Genomic DNA, 16,010 nt, shown 5'->3' on the forward strand with positions numbered 1-16,010 from the left:
ACCGAGACACCCGTGCTGCCGGTGCAACCGGCTGCCTGGCTCGACGGTGCCTGCACGAAGCCGACGAGTCCGACGAACCCCAGGGCCAGCCCGAGCGCGACGAACAGCCTCAGCGCGGTGCTCCCGGCGCGCGCCGGGCGACGATCACTTGCGACGGCGGCCATAGGCTCCAGCCCCTGCGCCGACGGTGGCGATGAGCGCCACGGCCCCGGCCAGCACGCCGAGGTCGGCTCCCCCGTCACCGGTCGGGCCGTCGGTGACGACCGCCGGGCCGGTCACGGTCGAGGTCGACGAAGCGGCCACCGACGTGGTGGGAGACGTGGTGGACGCTGACGAGGACGATGTGGACGACGTGGTGGACGCCGAGGTGCTCGACGTGCTGCTGCTGGTAGTCGTGCTGCAGTCGACGGCCGCGGTCGCGGCGCCGTGCGCGGTCACCGACACGTACGGCTGCAGGGTGAGCCCGAACGCCGCCTGCACGGTGCTGCGGTTCTCCTGGTCACCGGGTGCCCCCGCGGCCAACTTGGTGGTGTAGGTCGCACGGTCGTAGGCGATGGCGCCGCGCAACGGCGCCGGCGCGTCGCAGCCGAACTGCAGCGACTTCACGAACGCGGTCGCACGAGCGGCGTTGGCCGACTTGCCGGTCACCGAGAAGGCGACGGCGGCCAGGCCGGTGCTGTTGCTGTTCACGGCGGAGGTGGTCGAGCCGCCGCCCACACCACCGGACGCCTGCTGCTTCCCGGCGAGGTAGTCGGCACCGCGGGTGGCGGCAGCACTGTCGCCCACGGCTGCGAGCGCCTGCACCGCGAAGGAGGTCGCGTCCGGGTCGCTGGCGCAGCCGGTGTCGCCGGGGTTGAGCTTGAACCCGCCGTCGGTGCACTGCTGGGACTTCAGGAAGGCGATGGCATTGGCCGAAGGGTTCACGCCCGAGCGCTTGAGCGCGATGAGCGCCCACGACTGGGACAGGTTGTTGGAGTAGTCGCCGTACTCGGACTTGTCGGAGAATCGCCCGTTCGCCGCCTCGAGGCCGCGCAGGTCAGTGACCAGTGCGCCGGTCGAGCGTCCGGTGGCCTTGAGCATGACGATCTGCTTGGCCAGCGACCCGCTGTAGCGCTCGGCACCGGCACCGTAGTAGGCGCTGCCGTTCGCGACCATGTAGTCGGCGGCACGGCCCATCTCGGTCTGCCCGGCGCCGGTCGTGGCGAGCGCGAGGATCGCGTCGTTGGTGAGGCCGTAGTCGGCGTACGGGGTGCCGTCGAAGGTGGTGGACAGGTGGTGTCCGCCGGCAGCGAGCTGCGAGACGAGGTAGGACGCGACACCGACCTCGGGGGTGGTCGCGGCCTGAGCGGTCGACGTGCCGGCCAGGGCAAGGGCGGCGAGCGCGGCAGTGCCCGCGAGACCCGCGCGGGCGGTGGTGTTGAGGGTCATGGTGATCCTTCCAGGACGGCCGGCGTGCGGGAGCCGGTCCTGGTGGGGTCCGACGCTCCGCCCGTAGACCTCGACGGGGAGTGAGCTCGTCTCCGCGTCGGCGTTCCGGCTCGCCCTCTCGGGCCTACGGTTGCGGGTCAGCGCCGGACTTCGACCGGCTTTCCCTCCGCGGATACGCCGGTCACTCTACGCCGCGCGCCGGGCGCCCCCGACATGCGTCCGGTGGGTGTGAGATGGGTAGGCGTCGGGACCGGGAGGTCACGGCCGGGTGCGCAGCACGTCCCAGATCTGCCGGGCGGCGGGCACCGCGGCCGATGCGGCGAGGCCGCCCTGTTCGATCATCACGACGACGACGTACTGCTTGCCGCTGGGCAGCTTGGGTCCGTACGACGCGAACCATGCGGTGGCGTCCTTGCCGTAGACCTCGCCGGTGCCGGTCTTGCCCGAGACCGGGTAGTCGGCGGGGAAGGTCGCAAAGCCCGCGTGCGCGGTGCCGGCCGGTTCGGTGACCACGCGCCGCAGGCCGTCAAGCAGCACCGGACGAGCCTCGGCAGGCATCGACACGGTGCCGGTGCGGTGCGGGGTGACGGCGGTGCGGGAGGAACCGTCGGCGGTGCGGGTGGCCGCGACCACCTGCGGCTGCCAGAGCGTTCCGCCGTTGGCGACGGCGGCGTACGCTACCGCCAGTTGCAGCGGGCTGACGAGCATGTCGCCCTGACCGATCGAGAGGTTGACGGCGTCACCGGCCTGCCACTGGTAGCCGTACCGGCAGTTCTCGACCGCCAACTGCTTGAAGTAGTCGGCCTGCGCCTTGTCCTTCACCTCGGGGTAGCCGGTTGTCGCACGGCGGCAGGTGGTGGCCTTCATCGCGTTCCACTGATTCACCTTCCACTGGCGCCCGGGCACGTTGCCGGCTGCCTCGCCCGGTAGGTCGATGCCGGTGGGTTTGCCGAAGCCGAACGAGACGGCGGTGTCGGTGAACGGGTTCGGGGTGGATGCGTCGGCCTTGATGCCGCCCTCGGCGATCCACCGGGCGTAGGCCCAGCGGTAGAAGACGGTGTCGCAGGAGACCTCGAGCGCGGTGGGCAGGTCGATCGATCCGAACGCCGCCGACTCGTAGTTCTTGAAGACCCGGCTGCCGACGGTGACCGACGACGAGCACTGGTAGTGCCCCTTCGGATCGATGCCGGTGGCGATCGCGGCCGGCAGGCTCACCGCCTTGAAGGTCGACGCCGGGGGTTGCAGTTGCGCGATCGCCCGGTTCATCAACGGGTTGTTCGCCGAGGGTGCGGTGAGGCGGGCGTAGTCGGCCGAGCTGATGCCGCCGGTCCAGACCAGGGGGTCGTAGCTGGGGTTGCTGGCCATCGCCACGACGGCGCCGCTCGATGCGTCGAGCACCAGTGCCGCTCCCCCGGTCGTCGGACGCTTCGCGGCCCGCAACCGGGCGATCGTGTCCGACAGCGCCGACTCGGCGGCCCGCTGCACCGGCAGGTCGAGGTGGGTGACGACATCGCGTCCGGACGTCGGGGGCCGGGTGCTCACCGTGCTCACCGGCAACCCGCGGGCGTCGACGGCAAGCACCGTCTCACCGGCGGTGCCACGCAACGCCTTGTCCTGACTGAGTTCGAGGCCGCTGCGCCCGATGACGTCGGCGGCGGTCAGTGACGGATTGCGTTGCAGGTCATCGCTGTTCGTGCGGCCAAGGTAGCCGATCACCTGTGCCGCGTTGACCGCCGACGGCGCCGGGAAGCGGCGCACCTGCACCTGCTGGACGGCGATGCCAGGGAAGTCCTCGGGGCGTTCGAGCAAGGTCATCGCCAGCCCGGGATCGACGTCGCCGAGCACCGGGATCGGTTCGACCGGGCTCCCGGAGAAGCAGACGGGGGCCGGCGGTGCGCCCGCCGTGCCGCAGGCCCGGGTGCGGGCCAGCATCTGTTCCACGTCGCCGCCGACGAGTTGCTGCACCCGGGTCAGCAGCGCGCGGCCGCCGTCCTTGCTGTCGGCCAGCACCGTGGGGTCGATCGTCAGCATGGCGGTCGACCCGTTGGTGACCAGCGGGGTGCCGTCGACAGCGAGGATGCGACCGCGGGTGGCCGGCACGGTGATCGTGCGGGTGTTGATGCGCTCGGCGGCCTGCCGCATCTGGGGGCCGTCGACCACCTGCAGTTGGAAGAGCCGTCCGGCGAGCACCCCGAACACCAGCACGGCGACGAGCAGCAGCGCCCAGATGCGGGTGGGGTACGGCGCCCGCCCGGCCGGACGGTGGCCGTCGGGATACTCGATGCCGCCGCGCCGCCGAATCACACCATCCCCCTGGCAACGAGGTGGTGTTCCAGCCGCATCACCGGAGGCACGAGCAGCGCGCCGACGACGGCGGTCAACACCACGAGGGCGGCCGCGTGACCGAGGTCGAACCCCTGCCGCGCCGACGCCGCCACGCCGAGCCGCACCAGTTGCACGGCGGCCGCGGCGAGCAGCAGGCATGCTGCCGGCAGCAGCACCGACGCCCGCACCGAACGATGCAGCACGCCCGCGCCCGCGCCGATCGCGGCGTAGACCAGCGCGGTCGCCCCGAGCGGCACCGACCCCGGCGGCACGACGTCGACCAGCAGCCCGGCGACGAGCCCGAACAACGCGCCCACCTGGGTGCCGGCGCGCAACCCGACCGCGACGACGAGCACCAGCACGAGATCGACCGGCACACCCCAACGGGGCAGCACGGTGACGGTCAGCAACACCGCAAGCAGCAGTTCCAGCGTCCGCACGACGGTCAACCGTGCGGGGATCAACGAGGTCACCGCGACGTCACCGGGTGCCCTGCACCGTCGGACGGGTCTGCCGGTCACCGGGCAGCACCACCCCGACGAGGTCGAGCCGGCTGACGTCGACCGCGGGCCGCAGCACCGCGGTGGGCGCACCCTGGCCACGGTCGGGGTCGACGGATACCACCGTGCCGACCGGCACGCCCGACACGTACGGCGTCTGGTCGATGCTGCCGAGGGTGGTCGCGCGGTCGCCGACCTTCGCCTGGGTGGTGCCGGCGATCCGGAGCGTGAGGCGCCCGGGATCGCGGGTGGGCAGCCCGGCGGGCACCTTCGCCGACACCGACGCGAGCATTCCGGGTGCACCGACCCGCACCCCGACCGCGCTGTCCGGGTCGGTGAGCAACTGCACCGTCGCCGAGTGGGTGCTGACCGCGACCGTGCGTCCGACGAGTCCGTCGGTGGCGATCACGGTCAGGTTGGTGCGGATGCCGTCCGCCGATCCGGCGTCGATCGTCACCTGCTGCACCGTGCCCGCCGTGGTGCCCGTGGTGTAGCCGATGACGCGCGCCGCCACGAACCGGCGTCCGTCGGCCGGTGCCGACCCGAGCAAGGTCCGCAGGGCACTGAGCGTCGCCGCGTTCGCACGGGAGTCACCCGCATCGCGGAGCGCGGAATCACGTTGCCGAGCAAGGCTGTTCGCGTCGTCGCCGCCGGACAACGCCGACTGGGCGGGTGAGAACACCTCTGCGGCGACCCGCCGCACCGGTGCCGTGGCACCGGGCGCCGCCTGGTCGACGACGACCGCCAACAGACATCCGGCCAACCCGACGGCGAGCACCCGCCGTCGGGTGTGTGGCCGGAGCGCCATGGGTCAGCCCTTGGCCTGGGCGTCCCCGACCGCGAGTGCCGCGTCGAGGATCTGCAGACCCTCCTGCAACTGGTCGTCAGGAATGTTGAGCGCGGGCACGACGTGGATGCGGTTGTAGTTGACGAACGGCAGCAGGCCGTTCTTCTTGCACTCGGCCACCACCGCGTCCATCGCCGGGCTCGACCCGCCGTACGGCGCGAGGGGTTCGCGGGTTTCCTTGTCGCGCACCAGTTCCAGCGCCCAGAACGCACCGACGCCGCGCACCTCGCCGAGACAGGCGTGGTCGTCGGCCATCTTGGTCAGGGTCGGCCCGATGATGTCGCGGCCGACGCGCGCGGCGTTCTCGACCATGCCCTCCTCGCGCATCGCACCGATCGTCGCGATCGCGGCCGCGGCGGCCAGCGGGTGGCCGGAGTAGGTGAGGCCGCCCGGGTAGGGCTTCTCGGCGAACGACTCGAACACCGTCGGCCCGACCATGACGCCGCCGAGCGGCACATAACCCGAGGTGACGCCCTTGGCGAAGGTCACGAGGTCGGGCACCACGTCGTGGGCGTCGAGCGCCAGCCATTCACCGGTGCGACCGAACCCGGCCATCACCTCGTCGGCGATGTAGACGAGACCGAATTCGTCGCACAACTCGCGCACCCCCTTGAGGTAGCCGGGCGGCGGGGGCATGATCCCGGCGGTGCCCGGGATGGTCTCCAGCAGGATGGCGGCGATCGTCGAGGGGCCCTCGAGTTCGATGGTGCTGCGCAGGTGCGCCAGTGCCCGCTCGCACTCCTGCTGCTCGGTGGTCGCGTGGAACTCCGAGCGGTAGAGGAACGGTCCGCGGAAGTGGACGATGCCGGCGTTGCCGTAGTCGCTGGCCCAACGGCGCGGGTCGCCGGTCGCGTTGAGCGCGGTCTGGGTGCCGCCGTGGTAGCTGCGGTAGCGGGTGAGCACCTTGATCTTGCCGGTGTGCAGGCGGGCCATCCGGATCGCGTGCTCGATCGCCTCGGCGCCGGCGTTGGTGAAGAAGGTGTACTCCATGCCCTCGGGCGAGATCTCGGCGATCAACCGGGCCGCCTCGGAGCGTTCGGCGTTGGCGTGGGCCGGGGCGATCGTGCACAGCTTCGCGGCCTGGTCCTGGATCGCCTTGACCACCTTGGGGTGCTGGTGGCCGATGTTGGTGTAGACCAACTGGGAGGTGAAGTCGAGGTAGCGGTTGCCCTGGTCGTCCCACAGGTGGGAGCCCTCGGCGCGGTCGACCACCATCGGGCTGATCTTGCGCTGGGCCGACCACGAGTGAAAGACGTGGGCGCGGTCCAGTTCGTAGGCGCGGGAGTTGCTCATCGGGACATCCTTCCTCAGCCGACCGCGCGCATTCCGGGTGGGCGCACGGGTCAGTACTTCTGCTCAGTACTTTTGCTCAGTACCTCTTGCTGTCTACCAAAACTCGTTGCAGGGTGCCGAACTCCTCGACACATCGTCCCGCCCCTCGGGCCACCGCGCGCAGCGGCTCCTCGGCGATCCGCACCGGCACCCCGAGTTCGTGCCGCAGCCGGGCGTCGACGCCCCGCAGCAGTGACCCGCCGCCGGTGAGCATGATGCCGTGGTCGAGCACGTCGCCGGCGAGTTCGGGCGGGCAGACGTCGAGGGTCGCGCGCACCAGTTCGCAGATCTGCAACAGTGGGGCGTCGATCGCCCGGCGCACCTCCTGGGAGGTGACGGTGACCGTCTTCGGCAGCCCGCTGACCAGGTCGCGTCCGCGCACCCGCATCGACAGTTCCTCGCGCAACGGGAAGGCCGACCCGATCTGCACCTTGATGTCCTCGCTGCTGCGCTCCCCCAGCAGCAGTGCGTACTCGTTCTTCACGAAGGCGACGATCGCCTCGTCGATCTCGTCGCCGCCGACCCGGATCGATCGGGCCTGCACGATGCCGCCGAGGCTGATCACCGCGACGTCGCTGGTGCCGCCGCCGACGTCGACGACCATGCTCGCGGTGGCCTCCTCGACCGGCAGGTCGGCACCCAGTGCGGCCGCCATCGCCTCCTCGATCACGTAGACCCGGCGCGCGCCGGCTCGGGTCGCGGCGTCCTCCAGTGCGCGGCGCTCGACCCCGGTCACCTCGCTGGGCACGCACACCACCATGCGGGGTCGCAGCAGCCGGGACGGGTGCACCTGGGCGATGAAGTAACGCAGCATCCGCTCGGCGACGTCGGCGTCGTTGATGACACCGTCGCGCAGCGGACGGGTGACGTCGACGTGGCCGGGTGTGCGGCCGAGCATCTCGCGCGCCTTCGCGCCGGCGGCGATGAGTCGTCCGGTGCCGACCTCGAGCGCGACGGCGGACGGCTCGTCGAGCACGACGCCGCGTCCGCGCTCGTACACGAGGGTGTTCGCGGTGCCCAGATCGACTGCGAGGTCACGCCCGGTAGGCAGCAGTCGACGGGTCACCCGGTGATCGTAGATCAGTTGCCGTCTCCTGGTGGTCGCGACCGTTCCGACCCCTGACGGTGGCACACTGGAGGCAATGAGTCCTTCCAAATCGAAACGTAAGTCGGTCCGTCAGGAGTACGAGGCCGAGGTCGCCGCATACGTCGAAGCGGGCGGCAACGAGCAGGTGCAGCGGGTCATCACCGCGGTGCAGGGCCTCACCCGCAAACTGTCGCAGTGGTACGGGTTCGCGCTGTCCGACGTGGGCCTCACCACCGGTGAGTGGTCGGTGCTGTCCAACCTCGCCCTGCGTCCGCGCGACACCACGACCACGCCGTCACAGCTGGCCGAAGTGGTCGCGGTGGCACCGTCGTCGATGACCCACCGCCTCGACAAGATGGCCGAGCGCGGCCTCATCGATCGCACCCCCGACCCGAGCAACCGCACCCGCGTGCTGGTCACGCTCACGGCCGCCGGTTGGGAGACCTTCCGACAGGTGGTCCGCGAGAGCGACCTGCTGGAGTCGGATGTGCTGTCCCGCCTCACCGGCCCGCAGCGCGAGCAGCTTGCGACCCTGCTGGAGAAGGCGATCGCCGGACTCGACGACCTGGCCGCGAGTCGCGACCAGGCGGCCGCTTCCTAGCGCGACCATCGCACCGCATCGCCGACGCGCCGCCCGACGAACCGGGGCTCAGCGGCGCCCGCGGTGCGACTATGGCCGGCCGATCAGACGATCAGCCCGCGAACCAGATGTTGATCTCACGCTCGGCCGACTCCGGCGAGTCGGAGCCGTGCACGATGTTCTGCTGCACCGGCAGGCCCCAGTCGCGGCCGAGGTCGCCCCGGATGGTGCCCGGCAGCGCCGCGGTCGGGTCGGTCGCGCCGGCCAGGGCGCGGAAGCCCTCGATGCAACGGTGTCCCTCGACGATCGCGAAGACCGCGGGGCCGCTGCTCATGAAGTCGACCAGCGGCTCGTAGAAGGGCTTGCCCTCGTGCTCGGCGTAGTGCTTCGCGAGGCGCTCACGGTCGGGGCTGATGACCTGCAACTCGGCCAGCGTGTAGCCCTTGGCTTCGATGCGGCGCAGCACCTCCCCGGTGAGTCCACGGGAGTAGCCGTCGGGCTTGACGATGACCAGGGTCCGTTCGATCTGCGCGCTCACGATGCAGAGCCTAGGCCACCGCCCCCAACGCTAACACCGCCCCCAACGCAAACGCTGCGGGGTGTGCGTGCGGGGTGTGAGTGGGCTGGGTACGGCTAGGCGGTGGGTGCCCCGCTGTCGATGACACCGAAGCCGAGCAGCGCGAACAGGATCACCGCGAGCGCGATCCGGTAGAACACGAACGGCTTGAAGTCGTGGGTCGAGATGTAGCGCATCAGCCAGGCGATGACCGCGTAGCCGACGATGCCCGCCAACACGGTGGCGATGACGATCGGCGTCCAGCCGTCCGGGTTGGGTTTGCCGGCGATGTCGAGCAGTTCGAAGAAACCGGACGCGAGCACGGCCGGCACGGCCAGCAGGAAGGAGTAGCGGGCGGCGTCCTCACGGCGGTATCCCATGAACAGACCACCGGCGATGGTGCCGCCGGAGCGGGAGACACCCGGGATGAGCGCGCAGGCCTGGAACAGACCGAACTTCACGCCGTCGGCCGCGTTCAGATCGTTGAGCGTCTTGCGCTGACTGGCGGTCGAGTCGGCGACCGCGATGATCAGTGCGAACACCAGCAACATCGTCGCGGTGACCCACAGGTTGCGCACCGGACCGTGGATCGCGTCCTTCAGCACCACGCCGAGCACGCCGATCGGGATGGTGCCGATGATCACCCACCAGCCCATCCTGGCGTCGGGGTCGCTGCGCGGCACCTTGCCGACGAGCGACAGCGCCCACGCCTTGACGATGCGGACGATGTCGCGCCAGAAGTAGACGAGCACCGCGGTCTCGGTGCCGAGCTGGGTGACCGCGGTGAACGCGGCGCCGCCGCCGTCGTTGTCGAAGAACAGTCGGCTGACGATGAGTTGGTGGGCCGATGACGAGATCGGCAGGAACTCGGTCAGGCCCTGCACGAGGCCGAGCACGACGGCTTGGAAGAAGTTCACTGGGCGGCTCCGGAGAATTCGCGGGTCAGTCGGTCCATCTTGGCGCCCTGCACGAGGGCGGTGATCCACAGCGCGCCGAACACCAAACCGACGAAGAACATCATCGGCACGATGAATGTCGCTGCGAGAGTGGCGATCTGGATCGCCCAGCCGAGAGTGACGCCCCATGGTCGGCGCATCGCTCCAGCCGCGACGATACACAGCAGCGCCAGCACGCACCCGACCACCAGGTAGGCGGTGTGCGAGGAGTCGTCCTTCGCCTTGGCGATCGCGAAGGCGACCAGGGCACCGAAGAACACCACCAGCGACTGCGAACCGACGACGATCGCGGCGAAGCGCCGGGTCATCTTCTCCCCGACGCCGTAGTAGATGAGGTCTTTCACGTGGTCGTCACCCCGAGTGCTGCGCGGACGTCGGCCGCGGTGACGACCGATCCGGTGGCGAGCACGCCGCCGCCGACGCCACCCTGCTCGTCGGCCAGTGCGGCGGCCTTGTCGATGGCCTCCACGAGGTGCGGCTCGACGTGCACCCGGTCGGCCCCGAACACCTCGGTGGCGAGTTCGCCGAGCTCGCCCACGCTCATCGAGCGCGGCGAGGAGTTGCGGGTGATCACGACCTCGTCGAGCACCGGCTCGAGCGCCTCGAGCATTGACTCGGCGTCCTTGTCGCCCATGATCGCGATGAGGCCGATGAGTCGGGTGAAGGTGAACGAGTCGTTGAGCGCCGCGCGCAGCGCTTCCACTCCGCCCGCGTTGTGTGCCGCGTCGACGACGACCGTGGGCGAGCGCCGCACGATCTCCAGCCGTCCGGGCGAGGTCACCTCAGCGAGCGCCGTCTGCAGCACGTCCCGGTCGAGCGGCTGCTCGCCACCGCCGACGAACGCCTCGACGGCGGCGATCGCCATCGCGGCGTTGTGCGCCTGGTGCTCACCGAACAGCGGCAGGAACAGGTCGGCGTACTCCCCCGTCAACCCGCGGACGGTGATCTGCTGGCCGCCGACCGCGGTGTCGCGCTCGGTGACCCCGAAGGCGTCGTCCTCGCGTTCGAGTCGGGCGCCGACCTCCTGCGCGTGCAGGCGCAGGATCTCGTCGGCCTCGGGCACCTGGCGTCCGACGATCGCGATCGCGTCGGGCTTGATGATGCCGCGCTTCTCACCGGCGATGTCCTCGACCGTGTTGCCGAGCAGACGTTGGTGGTCGATCGAGATGGGCGTCACGACGGCCACCTTGCCGTCGGCGACGTTGGTGGCGTCCCACACCCCGCCGAGGCCGACCTCGACGATCGCGACGTCGACCGGCGCGTCGGAGAACGCGGCGTAGGCCAGCACGACCATCACCTCGAAGTAGGTCATCCGCGGGCCGCCCTCGGCCTGCGAACGCTGGTCGACCATCTCGATGAAGGGCAGCACGTCGTCGTAGACGTCGATCAGCCTCTCGGGTTCGATCGGGTTGCCGTTCAACGAGATCCGCTCGCGCATATCGTGCAGGTGCGGGGAGGTGAACCGCCCGGTCGACAGTCCCATCTCGCGCAGGATGCGCTCGATGATGCGGGTGGTGGTGGTCTTGCCGTTGGTGCCGGTGAGGTGGATCAACGGGAAGTTGTGCTGCGGGTCGCCCAGCAGACTCATGCACTCGGCCACCCGGTCGAGCGAGGGCTCGGGGTTGTTCTCGGGAGTGCGGGCGAGGATCTCGGCCTCGATCTCGCGCACCCGGCGGTGCACCTCGAGCTTGCGAGCGGCCTCCACCTGGGCGGCGTCCGGACGGGGGCTCATGCCTTCTCCTCCTGCTGCGGCTCATCGCGCAGCGGCTTGCGGATCCAGACCGAGTCGGGCATGCCCGACCCGCCGTGCTCCCGGTCGTATTCGATGAAACCGTGCCGGCGGTAGAACTCCCCGGCGTGGTCGTTGCCGACCAGGTAGGACAACCGCACGTCGGCGAACTCCTCGGCGTGGGCCCGGTTGATGGCTGCGGTGAGCAACCGGTGGCCGAGACCCTGCCCGTGGAACTCAGGCAGCACGTACAGCTTCCAGATCATGAAGTGGCCGTCCTGCGGCGAGAACGAGACCATCCCGACGACCGCACCGTCGACCTCGGTGACCAGCACCCGACCCGCCCGGATCGCGGGGATGGTCGCTTCCTCGGTCCACCACTTCGCCAGGCCCATCGCCACGTAGTCCTTGCCGGCGATCGGCGCGTAGGTGGCAGGCCACGTGCGCCGCCCGACCTCGAGCACCGCGTGCAGGTCGTCGCCGGTCGCTTGGCGCAGCACCACCGTCGGCGAACCCGTCATCGCGGCTCCACCTTCTTCAGCGCGACATTCGCACTCAGCCCGTCGGAGAGCGTCATCGGGGTCGCACCCGGCAACACCTGGTCGCCACCGGCGGCACCGAGTTGCACCGCGAGCGTCTCGCCCATGATCAAGCCCTGGTGCTCCAGCACCGCCTGCCAAACCGGTTCGTCCCCGACGATCGCGACGCTGATCCGGTCGCTCACGTCGAGCGCGGCGTCGCGGCGCGCCTGCTGGATGCCGCGGATGACGTCGCGGGCGACGCCCTCTGCGCGCAGCGCGTCGGTCACCTCGGTGTCGAGCACGACGAACCCGCCACCGGGCAGCTTCGCCGGTGCGGTCGATCCCGACTCCCCTTGCGCGACAACGGTTTCGAGCGTGTACTCGCCCTCGACGAGGGCGAGTCCGCCACTGGTGACAGTGCCGTCGTCGGCCACCGACCAGTCGCCCGACTTGCTGCCCTTGATCGCGAGCTGCACGTCCTTGCCGAGCCGCGGACCGGCCGCACGCGCGTTGACGGTGAGCCGGCGGGTGAGACCGAAGTCTTCCTCCGCGGCCGACGCGAGGTCGACGAGGTCGACCTTCTTGACGTTGACCTCATCGGCGATCAGGTCGGCGAACGGCTGCACCGCGGCGGCGTCCGGCACGACCACGGTGAGTCCGCCGAGCGGCAGACGCACCCGCAGTCCCTCGGCCTTGCGCAGACTCGAGGTCGTTGAGCAGACCGCGCGCACGCGGTCCATCGCGGTGACCAGCGCGTCGTCGGCCGGCAGGTCGTCGGCGACCGGGTAGTCGGCGAGGTGCACCGAACGTCCGCCGGTCAGGCCGCGCCAGACCTGCTCGGCCGTGAAGGGAAGCAGCGGCGCCGCGACCCGGGTGAGGGTCTCCAACACCGTGTAGAGCGTGTCGAAGGCCTCGGTGTCGGCACCGTTGTCGCCGTCCTTGCCCACCGACCAGAACCGGTCGCGGGAGCGACGGATGTACCAGTTGGTGAGCACGTCGGCGAAGCCGGCGGTGGCCTCGCACGCGCTCGCCACGTCGTATTCGTCGAGGTAGGCGGTGACCTGCGTGACCAGGTCACGGGTCTTGGCCAGCAGATACCGGTCGAGCACGTTCTGTGACGCGGTCGACCACTTCGCCTCGTAACCGGCCGCGTTCGCGTACAGGCTGAAGAAGTACCAACTGCTCCACAGCGGCAGCATCACCTGACGCACGCCGCCGCGGATGCCTTCCTCGGAAACGATGAGGTTGCCGCCGCGCAGAATCGACGACGACATGAGGAACCACCGCATCGCGTCCGCACCGTCGCGGTCGAAGACCTCGTTGACGTCGGGGTAGTTGCGCAGCGACTTGCTCATCTTCTGCCCGTCGGAGCCGAGCACGATGCCGTGGCAGATGACGTTCTCGAAGGCGGGACGGTCGAACAGCGCGCTGGCCAGCACGTGCAGCGTGTAGAACCAGCCGCGGGTCTGACCGATGTACTCGACGATGAAGTCGGCCGGGTAGTGGTGCTCGAACCACTGCGCGTTCTCGAACGGGTAGTGCACCTGGCCGTACGGCATCGAGCCGGAGTCGAACCAGACGTCCATGACGTCCTCGACGCGGCGCATCGTCGACTTGCCGGTGGGGTCGTCGGGGTTGGGCCGGGTGAGCTCGTCGATGTACGGACGGTGCAGGTCGGGTTCGCCGTCGGCGTTGGTCGGCACCCGGCCGAAGTCGCGCTCCAACTCGGCGAACGAGCCGTAGACGTCGATCCGCGGGTACTGCGGGTCGTCGGACTTCCAGATCGGGATCGGGCTGCCCCAGAAGCGGTTTCGCGAGATCGACCAGTCGCGGGCGTTCTCCAACCACTTGCCGAACTGGCCGTCCTTGACGTTGCCCGGCACCCAGTTGATCTGCTGGTTGTTCGCCAGCATCTTGTCCTTGAACTCGGTGACCGAGACGAACCACGACGAGACCGCCATGTAGATCAGCGGGTTACGGCAGCGCCAGCAGTGCGGGTAGCTGTGGTCGTAGGTCTCTCGACGCAGCAGGACGGTGCCGGGGCTGACCGAGCCGCTCGCGCCCTCGCCCCGCGTGGCCGCCTTGAGGTGGTCGATGATGTGCGGGTTGGCATCGAAGACCTGCATGCCTTCGTATTCGCCCACCGGGTAGGTGAACCGGCCGTTCGGGCCGACCGGGATCACCGGGGCCATGCCCTCGCGGTCGGTGACCATCATGTCGTCCTCACCGAAGGCGCCGGCGCTGTGCACCAGCCCGGTGCCATCGGTGGTGGTGACGAAGTCGGCCTCGACGACCCGGAAGGAGTTCTCGTGGCCGAGGTAGTAGGAGAACGGCGGCGTGTAGGTGGCGCCGAACATCTCGCGGCCCTTCAGCCGGCGCACCACCTTGTCCGACCAGTCGGCCTTGGCGTCACCGAAGAGTTCCTTGGCGTACGCCTGCACCCGCGGCTCGGCGATCACGTAGCGCTCGGTGCTGCCGGTGACATCCGACTCCACGACGACGTAATCGATGTCGGGGTGCACCATCACCGCGAGGTTGCTCGGCAGCGTCCACGGCGTCGTGGTCCAGATCAGGAAGAGCGCACCTTCGAGTTCACCACTGTCGCAACGGAACCCGACGGTCACAGCCGGGTCTTGCCGCATCTGGTAGACGTCGTCGTCCATCCGCAGCTCGTGGTTCGACAGCGGGGTCTCGTCGTTCCAGCAGTACGGCAGCACCCGGAAGCCCTGGTAGGCCAAGCCCTTGTCGTAGAGCTGCTTGAAGACCCACAGCACCGACTCCATGAAGGTCGCGTTGAGGGTCTTGTAGTCGTTCTCGAAGTCGACCCAGCGACCCATCCGGTTGACGTAGGCCTCCCATTCGCCGGTGTACTTCAGCACCGACGCGCGGGCGGCCGCGTTGAACTTGTCGATCCCCATCTCGAGGATCTCGTCCTTGGTCTTCAGCCCGAGTTGGCGCATCGCCTCGAGCTCGGCGGGCAGGCCGTGGGTGTCCCAACCGAAGCGGCGCTCGACCTTCTTGCCGCGCATCGTTTGGAACCGCGGCACGATGTCCTTGACGTAGCCGGTGAGCAGGTGGCCGTAGTGCGGCAGACCGTTCGCGAACGGCGGACCGTCGTAGAACACGAACTCGTTGGCCCCGTCGACGCCCGCGTCACGCTGGGCGACGGACGCACGGAAGGTGCCGTCGGCGTCCCAGTAACGCAGCACCGCCTGCTCGATCGCCGGAAAGTTCGGGGTCGACGAGACGCCGGCAGCCTGCTGCTCGGCGGGTGCGGTGAGATCAACCTTGGGGTAGGTCATCGCGGCTTCCTTCGCGGGTCGTTCGTCCGTCGGGTTCGAGGACGACGACGCCGGACTTCCGACGGCACCGCGGTACCACCTCGCTTGCCCCGCCCTTCGGTGCGAAGGGTGTGGCCGCTCGATCGTGAGCTGTGACGGGCTCGTCCCGTCCGGTTCTACTGGGCGGCGGTGACCGCTGTTCTTCCGGAAGCTCGCCGCTGATGACGGCTCAGACGCTGTGTGTTCAGTCTACGCGGCTGCCGCGGCTGCCCGGCAACCGCATTGCGACGGGCGGTATCAGCGAGGGTCCGGGCGGCTCCCCTACATGAGGCGCACCCAGCCACCTCGCAGCCGTCCACGGAAGGAACCGTCATGCAGACATCCGCCACCCGTCGTATCGTCCCGTTGCTCCTCGCGCCAATGCTGTTGAGCCTCGGGCTCATCGGTGTCGGTTTCGGTGCGGCACCGCCGGCGCACGCCGGTCTGTGCACCACCAGCCCGCTCGACGGCACCTGGTACAACAGCGACTCGGCGACGCAATCGATCACGAGAACCCGCGTCTACTGCGGCGACGACACCCAGACGGTCTGCAACGGCAACATCTGCTCGACGACGTACGGCGTCGCCCGGTACGTGCAACTGTGGGGCAAGTGCTATCCGACCGACTGTGCCTGGGGTTCACGCAAGTTGACCCTGCGCAGCGACGGCTGGTCGACGGCTTTCTACGACCAGGGCTTCGCCACCCGCACGGTGTGGGTGCGCACCGAGAGCTGGTACGGACGCACCTACCTGCGGGTATCGATCTGGAACGACTACCGCGACTCGCGCACCGACAAGTGGACCACCGACTGGTTCCTGCGGTAGGCGT

At 69.6% G+C, this 16,010-nt stretch carries 14 protein-coding genes; 2 read left to right on the top strand and 12 right to left on the bottom strand.

The genetic code is table 11. The annotated features are described in order from the left end of the window. Positions 1 to 144: 144 nt before the first annotated feature. From DFJ65_RS13525 to mreB, 6 genes are all read right to left on the bottom strand, one after another. Positions 145 to 1,428, bottom strand: a complete 1,284-nt coding sequence (locus DFJ65_RS13525) for a prenyltransferase/squalene oxidase repeat-containing protein (RefSeq protein ID WP_115923467.1) — start codon at positions 1,426 to 1,428, stop codon at positions 145 to 147. A 258-nt stretch (positions 1,429 to 1,686) separates the two neighbouring features. Continuing rightward, positions 1,687 to 3,732 (bottom strand): penicillin-binding protein 2, encoded by a 2,046-nt coding sequence (gene mrdA / locus DFJ65_RS13530; protein WP_245950274.1) that lies wholly within the window; start codon positions 3,730 to 3,732, stop codon positions 1,687 to 1,689. After that, positions 3,729 to 4,226 carry a rod shape-determining protein MreD gene (gene mreD / locus DFJ65_RS13535; protein WP_170144095.1) on the bottom strand — a complete coding sequence of 166 codons (498 nt, stop codon included), beginning with the start codon at positions 4,224 to 4,226 and terminating at the stop codon, positions 3,729 to 3,731. Before mreD ends, mrdA begins: the two co-directional genes overlap by 4 nt. Before the next feature lie 7 nt (positions 4,227 to 4,233). Further along, on the bottom strand, positions 4,234 to 5,061 hold the full coding sequence (mreC, locus tag DFJ65_RS13540; protein ID WP_115923469.1) for a rod shape-determining protein MreC: 828 nt from the start codon (positions 5,059 to 5,061) through the stop codon (positions 4,234 to 4,236). Positions 5,062 to 5,064: 3 nt separating this feature from the next. Then, positions 5,065 to 6,411 (bottom strand): aspartate aminotransferase family protein, encoded by a 1,347-nt coding sequence (locus DFJ65_RS13545; protein WP_281269893.1) that lies wholly within the window; start codon positions 6,409 to 6,411, stop codon positions 5,065 to 5,067. Between the two features lie 58 nt (positions 6,412 to 6,469). Beyond that, entirely contained in the window at positions 6,470 to 7,498 is a 1,029-nt protein-coding gene (gene mreB, locus DFJ65_RS13550) for a rod shape-determining protein (RefSeq protein WP_281269877.1), read from the bottom strand. Positions 7,499 to 7,574: 76 nt separating this feature from the next. Here mreB and DFJ65_RS13555 point away from each other — a divergent pair, with 76 nt between their 5' ends. Next, complete coding sequence (locus tag DFJ65_RS13555; RefSeq protein WP_115924322.1) at positions 7,575 to 8,120, top strand: MarR family winged helix-turn-helix transcriptional regulator; 546 nt, start codon at positions 7,575 to 7,577, stop codon at positions 8,118 to 8,120. A gap of 91 nt (positions 8,121 to 8,211) precedes the next feature. Here the strand turns inward: DFJ65_RS13555 and ndk are convergent, their stop codons facing one another. The 6 genes from ndk to ileS form a co-directional block, all read right to left on the bottom strand. Further along, positions 8,212 to 8,637: a nucleoside-diphosphate kinase gene (gene ndk, locus DFJ65_RS13560; RefSeq protein WP_115923471.1), complete on the bottom strand. Its 426-nt coding sequence runs from the start codon at positions 8,635 to 8,637 to the stop codon at positions 8,212 to 8,214. A gap of 95 nt (positions 8,638 to 8,732) precedes the next feature. Beyond that, entirely contained in the window at positions 8,733 to 9,572 is an 840-nt protein-coding gene (locus DFJ65_RS13565) for an undecaprenyl-diphosphate phosphatase (protein ID WP_115923472.1), read from the bottom strand. Next, a complete protein-coding gene (locus tag DFJ65_RS13570) occupies positions 9,569 to 9,955 on the bottom strand; it encodes a DUF4233 domain-containing protein (RefSeq protein ID WP_245950277.1) in 387 nt (128 codons plus the stop codon). The genes DFJ65_RS13565 and DFJ65_RS13570 overlap by 4 nt, the downstream gene beginning before the upstream one ends. Continuing rightward, entirely contained in the window at positions 9,952 to 11,343 is a 1,392-nt protein-coding gene (locus DFJ65_RS13575; RefSeq protein ID WP_115923473.1) for a bifunctional folylpolyglutamate synthase/dihydrofolate synthase, read from the bottom strand. The genes DFJ65_RS13570 and DFJ65_RS13575 overlap by 4 nt, the downstream gene beginning before the upstream one ends. Then, complete coding sequence (locus DFJ65_RS13580) at positions 11,340 to 11,861, bottom strand: GNAT family N-acetyltransferase (RefSeq protein WP_115923474.1); 522 nt, start codon at positions 11,859 to 11,861, stop codon at positions 11,340 to 11,342. Before DFJ65_RS13580 ends, DFJ65_RS13575 begins: the two co-directional genes overlap by 4 nt. After that, the gene (gene ileS / locus DFJ65_RS13585) at positions 11,858 to 15,163 is read right to left on the bottom strand and encodes an isoleucine--tRNA ligase (RefSeq protein ID WP_115923475.1); all 3,306 of its coding nucleotides are present in this window, start codon (positions 15,161 to 15,163) and stop codon (positions 11,858 to 11,860) included. Before ileS ends, DFJ65_RS13580 begins: the two co-directional genes overlap by 4 nt. Positions 15,164 to 15,514: 351 nt before the next feature. Here ileS and DFJ65_RS13590 point away from each other — a divergent pair, with 351 nt between their 5' ends. Beyond that, positions 15,515 to 16,006, top strand: coding sequence for a hypothetical protein (locus tag DFJ65_RS13590; protein ID WP_147301402.1), 492 nt, complete (start codon positions 15,515 to 15,517; stop codon positions 16,004 to 16,006). Positions 16,007 to 16,010: the final 4 nt, after the last annotated feature.

This window comes from Calidifontibacter indicus, assembly GCF_003386865.1.
Lineage (GTDB): Bacteria > Actinomycetota > Actinomycetes > Actinomycetales > Dermatophilaceae > Yimella > Yimella indica.

Coding starts and splice junctions, on each gene's coding strand:
- DFJ65_RS13555 (WP_115924322.1), top strand. CDS start 7,575: ATGAGTCCTTCCAAATCGAAACGTAAGTCGGTCCGTCAGGAGTACGAG.
- DFJ65_RS13575 (WP_115923473.1), bottom strand. CDS start 11,343: ATGAGCCCCCGTCCGGACGCCGCCCAGGTGGAGGCCGCTCGCAAGCTC.
- DFJ65_RS13580 (WP_115923474.1), bottom strand. CDS start 11,861: ATGACGGGTTCGCCGACGGTGGTGCTGCGCCAAGCGACCGGCGACGAC.
- ileS (WP_115923475.1), bottom strand. CDS start 15,163: ATGACCTACCCCAAGGTTGATCTCACCGCACCCGCCGAGCAGCAGGCT.
- mreC (WP_115923469.1), bottom strand. CDS start 5,061: ATGGCGCTCCGGCCACACACCCGACGGCGGGTGCTCGCCGTCGGGTTG.
- DFJ65_RS13525 (WP_115923467.1), bottom strand. CDS start 1,428: ATGACCCTCAACACCACCGCCCGCGCGGGTCTCGCGGGCACTGCCGCG.
- DFJ65_RS13590 (WP_147301402.1), top strand. CDS start 15,515: ATGCAGACATCCGCCACCCGTCGTATCGTCCCGTTGCTCCTCGCGCCA.